This is a genomic window from Polaromonas sp. (assembly GCF_029945925.1).
GTDB lineage: Bacteria > Pseudomonadota > Gammaproteobacteria > Burkholderiales > Burkholderiaceae_C > Polaromonas.
This window is the reverse complement of record NZ_JAQSDN010000064.1, coordinates 1-12,616: the sequence shown is the minus strand read 5'-3', so window position 1 is coordinate 12,616 and position 12,616 is coordinate 1. Positions and strand designations below refer to the sequence as shown.

The following is a 12,616-nucleotide window of genomic DNA, read 5'->3' as shown; positions in this document are numbered from 1 at the left end:
AATCAAGCAGGGGCCGCGGAACCGGCTTTGCCGGGCCGCAGGCGCAGCGGCCCCCTCGGGGGGCAGGGAGCTACGCGCAGCGAGCGACCGTGGGGGCTCTAGAAACTCGCCTGCAACCCCACCTTCAAACTACGCCCGGGCAGCGGCGCTTTCGGAAACGCCGTGCTCGTCAGCACCGAACTCGCGCTGTAGGCCAGCCTGTTGGTGAGGTTGTCCAGCCGCGCGTACCAGAGCAGCGTCGCAGCGTCGGCCTTGACACGGTAGGACGCGGCGGCGTTCCACAGCGTGTAGGCCGCGGTCTCACCGGTGGGCGGTGCCGGCACGCGCTTCTGAGCGGCGTTGTGGTCGAAGCCGAGGCTGGTGCCCCATGGTCCGCTGGCCCACAGCAGCGAAGCGCCCACGCGCCAGGGCGCAATGCGCGGCAGCGGCTGGCCGTTGCTGAGCTTGGTGGCGCGCACCATGTCGCCGCGCAGCGCCAGGTCCACCTGCGAGGCGCCTTCCTGCAGGCGGATGTTGCCGCTGGCCTCGATGCCGGTGAAGCGTGCGCGCACCTGTTCGTAGCGGAATTCGGCCAGCGGCTTGAACTCGGCACCCGTGGCGGTGAAGCCCGGGTTGCCAGCGTCTTCCACCGGATTGACTTCACCGTCTTCCGCATTGCGCCTGACGCCAGCCGTCTGGTTCAGCGCGATGTAGTTCCTGAAGCGACTCACATAGCTGTTGACCTTGAAGCTGTGCCCGCCCGACTTCCAGGCAGCGCCCACGTCGAGGTTGCCCGACTGTTCTTTTGTCAGGCTGGCGTTGCCCACCTCATAGGCGGCCGTGGCTATGTGCGGGCCGTCGGCAAACAGTTCATAGTCCTTGGGGGCGCGCTCGGTGTAAGCCAGATTGCTGGTCAGTTGCCAGCCCGGCGCGGCATTCCACAGCGCGCCCAGGGCATAACTGCCGGGCTTGAAGTCCCGTGTTGCCGGCGTGAAGCGCGTCACCAGCGGGTTGCCGAAAGACTCGACCTTGACCGACTCCAGCCGCCCGCCCAGGCTCAGCTTGCCCCAGCCGGTGGCCAGCTCTTCATAGGCAAACACCGCCGACTGCGCCGTCTTGCTGTAAGGGGCAAAGGCTTCGCTGCCGTCGGCGGAAAAACGGTTGGACTCGGTCTGGAAACCCAGCACGCCGTCGAGCTTGCCGAGCCTGGCATGACGCGCTTCCAGCCGGAAGTCGCTGCCCTTGTTCTTGAAGACGGTGCCGGCGGTTGCGCCCTCGAACTCGGTGTGGCCGTAGTCGGTCTGGCTGTATTGCCCCTTGATGCTCTGGAAGGGCCCGCCCAGGTTGCGCACTTCGCCTTCGATCGCATAACGGTCCGACTTCATGCCTATGGTCACCTCGTCTTCGGCCACCGTGCCGTAGGTGCTGCGGTAATTGCTGGCCGATGCGCCCAGGTAGCCGTTGTCAAAAAACACCGAGCCGCCGACAGCACCGCCGCTGACCTCGCTGGCCGAGTTGCAAATGCGCCGCGAGGTGGTGGTGACGCCGGCCTTGGTGCAATTGAGATCGCGTGGCACTTTCACGTCGCCGGTCTGGCGGTCAAAAGCGTCCACGTGCAGGCTGTAACGCTGGTTGCCGCCTTCAAGCAGCACACCCTTGCCGCGCTCCGAGTTGCCGCTGGCCAGGCTCAGGTCGGCCTTGCCGCTGATCCCGCCCTTCTCGCCCCACTGCGGCTCGCGTGGAATGCGGTTGTCAATGACGTTGACCACGCCGCCGACCGCGCTGCCGCCGTACAGCAGGGCGCCGGGGCCGCGCAACACCTCGATGCGTTCGATGCTGATGGGGTCGGCCGTGACCGCGTGGTCGTAACTCAGGCTGGACGCATCGAGCGAGCCACCACCGTTGGCCAGGATGCGGATGCGGTCGCCGTCCAGCCCGCGAATAACGGGCCGGCTGGCATTGGGGCCGAAGTAGGTGCTGCTCACGCCGGGTGTGCCGTCCAGCGTTTCACCGAGCGTGGTTTTGGAGCGCAGCAGCAGGCCGGCGCCTGAATACTGCGTGGCGGGGGCAATCAGGTCGGTCGCGCCCAGCGGGTTGCCGGTGACGGTGATTTCTTTCAGCGTGGGCGCCGTTGTCTGGGCGTGGGCCAGCGGGCAACCGAGCGCGAACAGGGTGAGTGTCGCCGTGCCGATGGCAGGGCGGGGGAATGGTTTTTTCATGAGGGCTCGTTGAATCGAAAACAGAAAACGTCAAGCAACGACCATGCGGCCGCGCTCGACAACTTCGGGGGTTCAACGAGCCCGAGGCGGACCGCGCGCTTCGTAAAGTGCGGCCCGGCGGGCGAGTACTTCGCCTTCCAGGAATTGAAAAACAAACGAGGACAGCGCCATGGGCAGCGCCAACGGCGGCGCAGCCGGCAGCACATCGCTGTGGCACAGCTGGTCGAAAACGCGGCAATCAGAATCGTCAAGATGGACGGAGAAAAGATCCGCGAGCCAGCCGGGCCCGTCCGCGCGTTCATGCGCATGCGCGTGGTCGTGCGCATGGGCATCAACCTCAAGGTGTTGTTGCGCGGCGGGACGGTCGCCACCGGCGCCGTGAACCAGGCCGTGCATCTGGCCCAGCATGGGCGCAAGCAAGAGCACCAGGGCCAGATAGCCCCAGCCCGCCCGCCACACCATGCGCCGGAAAACCATGGGTGTTTACTTCACCGTCACAGCATCGTTGATGCGGTAATAAAGGCCATAGGAGTCGTCGTGCAGCACCTGCAGGCGGCCTTCCACCACCACCGCTTCCATGCTGTATTCCACCGGGGTTTTGGTCTTGACCTCGACCATGCTTTCCGGACCGCCGGGCAGGCAAAACGAACATGTCAGCGGCACCGACGAGAGCAGGAAGTGGCGCTGCTTCTTGCCCGGCTCCAGCGGCATCATGAAGCCCTGGACGCGCTGGGTTTTCCCGTTCATGGCGAGTTGGCCTTCATTGAACACCGGCAGGATGCGGTTTTTCTCGTTTTTGGTTTTCACGTCGGTCAGCACCGACCACGGCACCACGTCACTGCGTGGGGCCAGCGGCGCAAACGGGCTGTTGGCTCCGTGCACACCCGCGCCCTGCCCGGCCGGCAGATCGATGCTGCCAAGCTGCACAGGCGCCGCCTTGGCCGCAGCGGGCTTGCCGCTGCCTGCGGGCAGGGGCGAGCTCAGCTGTGCGTTTGCAGCGCCGGCAGCGAGCAGCAGGGCCAGCAGCAGCGGTGCGGTCTTGAAAGCGGTGGAAGCAGGAGGGGTCATGGGTTCTCCGGAAATGGGGCTTGGACACTGTCTGGGCCTGTCATTGCGGGCCTGACCCGCAATCCATGTCACGCAAACCAATGTCGCTGGTCCATGCGCATGGATCCCGGATCGAGTCCGGGATGACTGCCCGAGTTCAATGCGCGTGTTTCATGCCGCAGTATTTTCCCACCGCCAGCCCCTTGCAGGAAGCCTGCAGCTCTTTCATGCAGACATCTTCCTTCTTGCCCGACTCCAGGCACTTGGCCGCGGCCTCGTGCGCGGCGGCCATGGTGCGGTGGCGCTGGATGTCTTCCTTGGTTTCTGCATCCTTGTGCTGCGCATGCGCTATTGAAAAAGTAGCTGCCAGCGCAAGCGTGACAAGGGCTGGGAGCATTTTTGACATCATTTTTTTCATCATTCACCTTGATTGAAGCAGTTCAAACACATTGGCCCGGTAGGCCTCGTATGCAGGCAGCAGCGCTGAAAGCAGCGCCACACCCACGGCCAGCGCCGGGACACTCCACAATTCGACCGGCCAGGGCAAACCGCCGATCAGCACCGATTTATCCAGCTGCAGAAACCAGGCCAGCGCCGCCATCAGTTCCTGCCCTGCCAGCACACCGATCAGCGTGGCCAGCAGCGCCAGCCACAGCGCCTCGCACAGCAGCAGCGCCGCCACCTTGCGCGGCGGCGCGCCCAGCATGCGCAGCAGCGCCAGGTCGGCGCGGCGCTCGCGCACGGCGCTCCACAACGCGATGAACACGCTCAGCCCGGCCGTCAGCAGCAACACGCCGGCCAGCGCGCGCATCACGTCGGTGCCCACGCCGATCATGTTCAGCAGCCGCGTGATCTCCAACGCGGGCGCGGCCGCCTGCATTTCAGTGCTGCTGTTCACAAAGCGCGGAAAAGTCACCGCCGCCAGCGGCGTGCGGTACTGAATCAGCGCCAGCGTGATTTCGCGTTCTTCTTCCAGCAGCTTGCGGTCGTCGGCGTCGAGCGCGGCATCACCTTCATGCACCTGCCAGACCGACTCGGTGGCCGTCAGCACCAGCCGGTCCAGCACCGAGCCGCCGGCGGCCAGCACGCCGCTCACCACATACGGTGTCTGGCCATGGCTTTCACCACCGCCGCCCAGGCCGTGGCTGCCGGCAAAACGGTCGCCCACTTTCAGCCCGCTCTGCGCCGCCACTTGCGCGCCCAGCACCGCCTGCATGGGCGTCGTCCAGACGCCGCCCTGTGCAAATACTGCTTTGTAATGCGTGAGGTAGTCCGGCGTGGTGCCGACGATGCGAAAGCCGCGAAAGCTGTCGCCCAGGCTGACAGGAATCAACTTCGCCACCTGCGGATGTTGTTCGAGCTCTTTCACCGCGGCCAGCGGTATGTTGCCGGTCGGCGCGTCGATGTGGAACACGCCCGAGAGAATCAGCTGCATCGGGCTGCCCTTGGCGCCCACCACCACGTCGATGCCGGCCAGGTCGCGCTCAAAGGCCTGGTCGATCTGGTGGCTGGCCAGCAGCACAAAGCTCAGCGACCCCAGGCCCAGACTGAGCAACAGCACGTTGAGCCCGGCCGACAGCGGCCGTGACCACAAAAACCGCCAGGCAAGCGCTACAGTTTTCATAGCTGTTTGCGCCCGAGGAACAAGGGCTGGAAGCCTATTTGACCATCAAGATTCGCCGCAACCCGTGCATCGTGCGTGGCAATCACCAGCGTCGCGCCCTGGCGCTTCGCCGTCGCCTGCAACAGCGCCACCGCCTGCGCCGCCGCCTCGTCGTCCAGGCTGGCCGTCGGTTCGTCTGCCAGGATCACCTGCGGCTGCAGCAGCACCGCGCGCGCCAGCGCCACCCGCTGCGCCTGCCCGCCCGAGAGCTGCGCCGGCTTGCGCGTGGCGAGGTCATTCACCCCGAGCGCCGTGAGCGCCTCGCGGATGCGCGCATCGTCCTGCGCCTGCCCCGCCGCCCACTGCCCCATCGCCAGGTTGGCGTGCACCGTCAGCGCGCTGCTCAAATGCAGTTTCTGCGGCAGAAAACCAATCGTCCTCGCACGCCAGGCATCACCCGCCACCTTGCCCAGCGCCAGCAGCGACTGCCCGGCCACCGTGATGTCGCCCGCGGTCGGCGTCAGCAGCCCCGCCGCCAGCGCCAGCCAGGTGGACTTGCCGGAACCCGATGCGCCGCGCAGCAGCAGCACCCCGCCCTGCGTCACATCGATGTCGTCAAAGCGCAGCTTCGCCCCGCCGGCGTACTGGTAAGCCAGTTGCCGCGTAGTAATCACGCGGGCAAGCCCTTGGCGCTTGGTGCGCTGGCGCCGGTCGCACAATCGGCACACACGCCACGCACCGCAAAGTCCAGGCTCATGCCCTGGTAACCCAGCGCCTTGAGAGCGTCGAGCGCCGATTGCGCCGCACGCTCCAGGTCGCCGGCGCTGGCCTGCAAGGCGTTTTCCAGCGGGCTGTCACGGTGGCAACTCTGGCATTCAAAGTGCGGCATTGCATGCACACCCGCCGGCATCGCCTGGTAACGCCGCACCCGGCTGGCATCCACGCGGCACAGCAGCAGCCCGACCTGCGTGAGGCGGTCAATCAGACGGTAGAGCGTGACGCGGTCCAGCGGCGCGCTGTCAGCCACCTTTGTCATTGCGGACTTGATCCGCAATCCAGGCTGTCCGGCCCCTTCCGCCAGCGCCGCCTGCAACTGCGCATGTGTGTAACTCGTGTCCGGGTGCGCCAGCAGCCAGCCCAGCACACGACGTGCGGCATTCGTGCGGCGCAGGCCGTGGGCCGACAGCAGAACGTCTATCGGGTCGGCGATGGGTTCCTTGGTAGAGAAGGAGGCCATGAGGGTTTGGGAACTTGTGCGCATGAGATCAAATGCAATTTGGTTGCATTATCCCTCAAGCACGGAAGCTGCTTAAACCCGCCACCTTGAAAGCCAGCCCCACCACCCGCTGCTGCCGCTCCGACGATTGAGCGGGCTAAGGCAGCCCGCGCTTTAGAACGTTTCCCAGTCGCCACCGGCTGCGGCAAGCTTGCCCTGCGGTGCAGCAATGGCCTGCCTGGCCCGCGGCGGCTGCTTGGGCGCTGCCTGTCGCTTGACCGGTGCCGCGCCCTTGGGCGCAGCCGCATAGGTCGAGGGCACCTGGCTGTTATCGAGCCTGAACACACTGACCACCTGACTGAGCCCGCTGGCCTGCTCCTGCAGCGAGGACGCAGCGGCGGCCGCCTCTTCGACCAGGGCCGCGTTCTGCTGCGTCACCTGGTCCATCTGCGTGATCGCCTGGTTGATCTGCTCGATACCCTGGGTCTGCTCCTGGCTGGCCGCCGTGATCTCGGCCATGATGTCGGTCACGCGTTTGACGCTGTCCACAATCTCGTCCATGGTCTTGCCGGCCTCGGCCACCTGTTTGCTGCCTTCTTCGACCTTGTCAACGGAGTCGCCAATCAGGGTCTTGATCTCCTTGGCCGCTGCCGCACTTCTCTGGGCCAGGTTTCTGACTTCAGCAGCCACCACGGCAAAGCCTCGTCCTTGTTCCCCGGCCCGGGCCGCTTCGACCGCGGCGTTCAGGGCCAGGATGTTGGTCTGGAAGGCGATGCCGTCGATCACGCCGATGATGTCGACGATCTTGCGGGACGAGGCGTTGATGGCGCCCATGGTGCCCACCACTTCGGCGACCACGCTGCCGCCCTTGACGGCCACGCTGGAGGCGGTCACTGCCAGCTGGTTGGCCTGGCGGGCGTTGTCGGCGTTCTGCTTGACGGTGCTGGTCAGCTCTTCCATCGAGGCGGCGGTTTCTTCGAGTGAGCTCGCCTGCTCTTCGGTGCGCGAGGACAGGTCCTGGTTGCCCGAGGCGATCTGGCTGGAGGCTGTGGCTATCGTGTCGGTGCCGACGCGAACCTGACCAACAATATTGACGAGACTGTCTTTCATGGCGGACAGGGAAGTCAGCAGTTGAGCCACCTCGTCCTTGCCCTCGACATGGATGGTGTGGGTCAGGTCACCCAGGGCCACGGCGTTGGCCGCTTCCCCGGCCTGGGTCAGCGAACGCGAGATACCGCGTACCAGGGTCATGCCAAAAACGAAGGCAAACAGCACGCCGGCCGTGATGGCAGCGATCGACACCATGCGGATCGTGGCGTAGCGGCTGACTGCGGCTTCGTATTCCTTCTTCGCTTCATCATTTTGCAGCTGCATCAGGGCTGCAATGCCATCTCGTACCGGGGCCCACAGCGGGCGAATTTTTTCCAATACGAGGCGCCTGGCGCTGTCCACATCGTTGGCACGCAAGGCGGTCACGGCCGGACGCAGGCCGTCCTGCACGAACCTGCCACGATCCTCTTCAAATTTCTTGGCGATCTTCGCTTCCTCGGGGGTCAGCGTGGTGGCCATGAAGGCAGCCCAGACCTTGGAGATCTCGGCGATGTTGGCTTCGACCTCAGCGGTGTTCTTGCGAATTTCTTCAGGGGTTGGCGTGACCTGCGAGGCAGCAATGGCCAGTCGGTTCTCCAGCAATTTGCTCTGGATTTCGGCAATCTGCCCTGTGGGTACCAGACGGTTTTCGTACACGCTGCGCAGGGCATCGTTGGTCTGACTGACGCCGTACAGGCCCCAGCCACCGATGGTAATCAGCAGCGCGGACATGAGGCCAATCAGGATGAGCAGGCGGGTGGAGATTTTGAAATTGTTCATGACGCTTCTCTTTTAAATTAATGCGCTGTTTCGGCAACCAACCCCATGTCATCGCTGCTCATGAGCTTGTCGATGTCAACCAGAATCAACATGCGTTCATCGAGCGTGCCCAGACCGATCAGGTAGTTGGTGTCCAGCACCGACCCCATCTCGGGCGCCGGCTTGATTTGTTCCGGTGTCAGCGTAATCACATCCGAGACGCTGTCCACCACCATGCCCATGACGCGGCTGGCCAGGTTGAGGATGATCACGACCGTAAACTGGTCGTAGCTCGGCGTGCCCAGGTTGAACTTGATGCGCATGTCGATGATCGGCACGATGATCCCGCGCAGGTTGACCACGCCCTTGATGTGTTCGGGGGCGTTGGCGATGCGGGTCACGGTGTCGTAACCACGCAGCTCCTGCACCTTCTGGATGTCGATGCCGTACTCTTCCTGGCCCAGCGTGAAGGCCAGGAACTCAAGCGCCGGGGCGGCCGGGTTGTTGTTGCTTGTTGTTGCGTGCATGAGCATTCCTTGAAACGATGGTGATGACATGTCCAGCCGGCACCCGCATGCTGCGGGGCCTGCAAAGCCCTGTTATTGGGATGCCTGCATATGTTTAACGGCAAGATACGGAAAAACTTGAAGGAAAAAATCCAAGGAAAACCCTCCCCAACCGTTGGCGGTCTTTAACTTTTGGGGTCTGCGTTGAGGCACCGGGACGTGCCGCCACTGTCACAGCCATCTTGCACCGCCACGGCCTGATGCCCCCGGTGGCCAGTGGGGCGGCCCAGCATTGGCAGCGCTGCGAACACCCCGAGCCCCATGCACTGGGGCAGATCGACTTCAAGGCTTGCTTCCATGCTTTCCGCTGTCATCATCACTTCATGTGGACCCGCAAGGTGTATCCTATGTCTCCGAACACCTGTTTCGTATGTATCCAGTCCACACAGGGGTTCTTAAAACGTTTCCCAGTCACCGCCCGCAGCGGCAAGCTCGCCCATCACCGCTGCGGGCTTGCGCGGCGCCGCAATCGCCTTCTTCGCATGCGGCGGCTGTTTGGGCGCAGCTTGCCGCTTGGGGCTTGCCCCGCGCTGCTGGGAATATGTCTGGACCTGCTCGTTCCCCAGCTTGAACACACTGACCACCTGACTGAGCCCGCTGGCCTGCTCCTGCAGCGAGGACGCAGCGGCGGCCGCCTCTTCGACCAGGGCCGCGTTCTGCTGCGTCACCTGGTCCATCTGCGTGATCGCCTGGTTGATCTGCTCGATACCCTGGGTCTGCTCCTGGCTGGCCGCCGTGATCTCGGCCATGATGTCGGTCACGCGTTTGACGCTGTCCACAATCTCGTCCATGGTCTTGCCGGCCTCGGCCACCTGTTTGCTGCCTTCTTCGACCTTGTCAACGGAGTCGCCAATCAGGGTCTTGATCTCCTTGGCCGCTGCCGCACTTCTCTGGGCCAGGTTTCTGACTTCAGCAGCCACCACGGCAAAGCCTCGTCCTTGTTCCCCGGCCCGGGCCGCTTCGACCGCGGCGTTCAGGGCCAGGATGTTGGTCTGGAAGGCGATGCCGTCGATCACGCCGATGATGTCGACGATCTTGCGGGACGAGGCGTTGATGGCGCCCATGGTGCCCACCACTTCGGCGACCACGCTGCCGCCCTTGACGGCCACGCTGGAGGCGGTCACTGCCAGCTGGTTGGCCTGGCGGGCGTTGTCGGCGTTCTGCTTGACGGTGCTGGTCAGCTCTTCCATCGACGCGGCTGTCTCTTCCAGGGAGCTGGCTTGTTCTTCGGTGCGGGACGACAGGTCGTGGTTGCCGGCGGCGATCTGGCTGGAGGCCGTGGCTATCGTGTCGGTGCCGCTGCGGACTTCGCCGACCACCTTGGCCAGGCTGTTGCGCATGGCCTCCAAGGCCCGGAAGATGACGCCAATTTCATCCCGACGCCCCGACACCAGATGTTGGGACAAATCGCCCTGTCCGATGGCCTGCACATGCTGGCTCAGCAGCCCCAATGGACTCACAGTGCGGCGAATAGAAACAATCAGCGCAACGCCGAGCAAAGCCGCCGACAGGGCAATAAAGCTGCCCACCCAGGCCATCTGGCGATACAGTTCTGCCAGCACCTCCGACGCCGGAACCTCCGCCACGACCAGCCAGCCAGACGACTCGCTCCTGACCACGGAGGCATAACGTCGTCCTTCCGGACCCGACTGAAGAACCGCTGGCGCGTCCTCCATCCAGAAGGTCTCCTTGCCCATCAGACGTTGAAGCCATTCTGCCGGCTGGCGCTGGAGCACGTCGGCCAGCTTCTTGCCGGCAGCCGCCGGGTGAAACACCAGCGTTGCAGAAGCGGGATCAGCTCCTGGATTGACAACGTAGAGTCCACCGGTGCTGAAAATTTTTGTCTGGCTCACCGCCTCACTCAGGGAAGCCTGCTGCAGCGATATGTCCAGGCCGATGTAAAAAACGGCAACGACGCGCCCGGCCTCATCGCGCACAGGCTCGTAGACCGTCATGAAGGGGCGCCCAAAAAGCATGGTCCGCCCGACAAATTTTTTCCCTGCGCGCAGCGTCGCATAAGCCGGACTCTTGCGATCCAGCAATGTACCCACAGCGCGTTCACCGTTTTCCTTCTTGACGGATGTGGTGATTCGCCGGAAATCCTCCCCTTGCGCGACAAAAACCGTGGCATTGCCTCCGGGAAAGTCGCGCGCAAAACTGTCCACGTCCGCAGTATTGCCATTGATCCGCGCGCCCTGGTTGGACAATTGACCCTGCGCCTCGTCATCCAGAACCAGGGTCGCTCCAAACTTGCGTCGAAAGATGCCGAAAGCATGGTCTGCATTCAGCCGCATGGTCTGGTCAAAGATATCGAGAGATCGGGCAATGGCCTCGGCCTTGGCATTGGCATATTGCGAGGCACCGCGCTGTTGTTGCGAGGATGCCAACGCATAGAAGACGCCCATGATGAGTGTCGTCACCACCAGGATAGCGACGCCACCCCGGATGGCCATGGTGCTTGCCAGAGAAACGAAGTCTGGAACCCGCGTCGCGCCATGCACCGGGGACTCCCCCCGAAAACCGCGTTTGCCTGCTTCACGGGAAGGCGCAGCGAAGCTTGTCTCGTCGGGGGTGGATGCTCCGGGATAAACGGTTGTCGGGGGCATAAACGCTCCTGTCGGTGGTATTGAGGACACACCCCTGCAATTTGCAGCGCGATGCGGAATCAGAAAAGCAACGCCCTTGCAGGCACCGCATGTCTTCTTAACGGTCAATGGCGCCGAAACTTTAGGAAAAACCCGCGATTTTCAAAAAAAAGGGGGGCGACCAGGGAGTGACGCATGGTCGCTGCCAATTGCATGATGGTTTGCCTGGCGGGGAAGGCTTCAGCGCTTGCGCGTTCACACAGCCGACCTACGATACGGGAACGCGCATCGCAGATGTCGACGTAGAGGCGCGTCACAGCAGTGCCTTGGCATGGCATGATCCGCTGTATAAACAAGCCACCATGACCGACAAGCTACAGGGCGATGCGCCCTCTTCCCCCCAGCCCCGCCCCACCCACCTCCGCACCCACACCTTCCACGGCCTGGCGCCCGGCCCACGCCTGCTGATCCTGGGCGCCGTCCACGGCAACGAAATCTGCGGTACCAAAGCCATCACGCAGCTGCTGCAGGACATCGACAACGGCCAGCTCAGCATCGAACGCGGCACGGTGACCTTTGTGCCCGTCACCAACCCGCTGGCCCACCAGCTCAAGCAGCGCACCGGCGACCGCAACCTGAACCGCAACATGGCGCCGAGCGCGATTCCGCAGGATTTCGAAGACCGCATTGCCAATGTGTTGTGCCCGCTGCTGGACGCGCACGAGGTGCTGTTGGACCTGCACTCCTTCCACACCGCCGGCGCACCGTTTGTGATGATCGGCCCGCAGAATAACAGCGGCACGCTCGAACCCTTCAGCCAGGCAGAACAGGAAATGCAACTGGCCCTGTGCACCGGCGCGCCGCGCATTGTCGAAGGCTGGCTGGACACCTATGCGCGTGGCGTACAGCGGCGCGCCGCGGCGCCCGCGCCTACCGGTGCGGCCCGCGCGCAGACGCTGGTGACCAACCCCAACTACGGCGTAGGCACGACCGAATACATGCGCTCACGCGGCGGCTACGGCGTGACGCTGGAATGCGGGCAGCACGACGACCCGCAGGGCGTCGAGGTGGCGCGCCACGCGATTTTGCAGACACTGGCGCTGCTGGGCATGGTGTCGCAGCCGCTTGAAGCCTCAGCTACCGAGCGCGGGATTTTGCGTCTGGTGGATGTGACGGACCGCGAACATGCGGGCGACCGCTTCAGCCGCGAGTGGCGCAGCTTTGACGCGGTGAAAGCCGGCGAGCTGATTGGCGTACGCCACAGCGGCGCCGAGGTGAAGGCGCCGCACGACGGTTTCGTGGTGTTTCCCAATCCGCGCGCCGAACCGGGGCAGGAGTGGTTTTACATGGCGCGGCATCGGGGCTGATTTCGAGTCAAAAGTGCCTGTATTCCAATAAAAACGGGCGCTACCAGCTATCAAATCAGGAGCGACTTCGAGACCAAAGGCTGGGCACGGCTCTTCGGTGCGGCGCGCTATAAAACATGGATCCCGGATCTAGTCCCATAAGCGCTAACTTAAAAATTCACTTTTGAGATATCCTTCGGCTGTTGC

Annotated in this window: 11 protein-coding genes and 1 pseudogene; 2 read left to right on the top strand and 10 right to left on the bottom strand. The window is 63.8% G+C overall.

Annotated elements, in window-relative coordinates:
- Positions 1-98 precede the first annotated feature (98 nt).
- The 9 genes from PSV40_RS21200 to PSV40_RS21160 form a co-directional block, all read right to left on the bottom strand.
- A complete protein-coding gene (locus tag PSV40_RS21200; RefSeq protein ID WP_300541630.1) occupies positions 99-2,198 on the bottom strand; it encodes a TonB-dependent receptor in 2,100 nt (699 codons plus the stop codon).
- A 72-nt stretch (positions 2,199-2,270) separates the two neighbouring features.
- Positions 2,271-2,675: a hypothetical protein gene (locus tag PSV40_RS21195; protein ID WP_300541628.1), complete on the bottom strand. Its 405-nt coding sequence runs from the start codon at positions 2,673-2,675 to the stop codon at positions 2,271-2,273.
- 6 nt (positions 2,676-2,681) lie between these two features.
- Positions 2,682-3,266: a DUF3299 domain-containing protein gene (locus PSV40_RS21190; RefSeq protein ID WP_300541626.1), complete on the bottom strand. Its 585-nt coding sequence runs from the start codon at positions 3,264-3,266 to the stop codon at positions 2,682-2,684.
- Positions 3,267-3,402: 136 nt separating this feature from the next.
- Positions 3,403-3,642: a hypothetical protein gene (locus PSV40_RS21185; protein WP_300541624.1), complete on the bottom strand. Its 240-nt coding sequence runs from the start codon at positions 3,640-3,642 to the stop codon at positions 3,403-3,405.
- Between the two features lie 24 nt (positions 3,643-3,666).
- Complete coding sequence (locus PSV40_RS21180) at positions 3,667-4,869, bottom strand: FtsX-like permease family protein (protein WP_300541622.1); 1,203 nt, start codon at positions 4,867-4,869, stop codon at positions 3,667-3,669.
- Positions 4,866-5,522 carry an ATP-binding cassette domain-containing protein gene (locus PSV40_RS21175; protein ID WP_300541620.1) on the bottom strand — a complete coding sequence of 219 codons (657 nt, stop codon included), beginning with the start codon at positions 5,520-5,522 and terminating at the stop codon, positions 4,866-4,868. The genes PSV40_RS21180 and PSV40_RS21175 overlap by 4 nt, the downstream gene beginning before the upstream one ends.
- Complete coding sequence (locus PSV40_RS21170; protein ID WP_300541618.1) at positions 5,519-6,085, bottom strand: Fur family transcriptional regulator; 567 nt, start codon at positions 6,083-6,085, stop codon at positions 5,519-5,521. Before PSV40_RS21170 ends, PSV40_RS21175 begins: the two co-directional genes overlap by 4 nt.
- Before the next feature lie 153 nt (positions 6,086-6,238).
- Positions 6,239-7,933 carry a methyl-accepting chemotaxis protein gene (locus PSV40_RS21165; protein WP_300541616.1) on the bottom strand — a complete coding sequence of 565 codons (1,695 nt, stop codon included), beginning with the start codon at positions 7,931-7,933 and terminating at the stop codon, positions 6,239-6,241.
- Between the two features lie 17 nt (positions 7,934-7,950).
- The gene (locus PSV40_RS21160) at positions 7,951-8,439 is read right to left on the bottom strand and encodes a chemotaxis protein CheW (RefSeq protein ID WP_300541614.1); all 489 of its coding nucleotides are present in this window, start codon (positions 8,437-8,439) and stop codon (positions 7,951-7,953) included.
- Positions 8,440-8,642: 203 nt separating this feature from the next.
- On the opposite strand from PSV40_RS21160, the pseudogene PSV40_RS21155 reads away from it, so the two are divergent.
- Positions 8,643-8,765 (top strand): annotated as a pseudogene (locus PSV40_RS21155) (IS481 family transposase); the annotation flags it as partial.
- 108 nt (positions 8,766-8,873) lie between these two features.
- On the opposite strand, the gene PSV40_RS21150 reads toward PSV40_RS21155, so the two are convergent.
- The gene (locus PSV40_RS21150; RefSeq protein WP_300541612.1) at positions 8,874-11,084 is read right to left on the bottom strand and encodes a methyl-accepting chemotaxis protein; all 2,211 of its coding nucleotides are present in this window, start codon (positions 11,082-11,084) and stop codon (positions 8,874-8,876) included.
- Positions 11,085-11,425: 341 nt separating this feature from the next.
- Between PSV40_RS21150 and PSV40_RS21145 the strand changes: the two genes are divergently transcribed.
- Positions 11,426-12,430, top strand: a complete 1,005-nt coding sequence (locus PSV40_RS21145; RefSeq protein ID WP_300541610.1) for a succinylglutamate desuccinylase/aspartoacylase family protein — start codon at positions 11,426-11,428, stop codon at positions 12,428-12,430.
- The last annotated feature ends 186 nt before the right edge of the window (positions 12,431-12,616 follow it).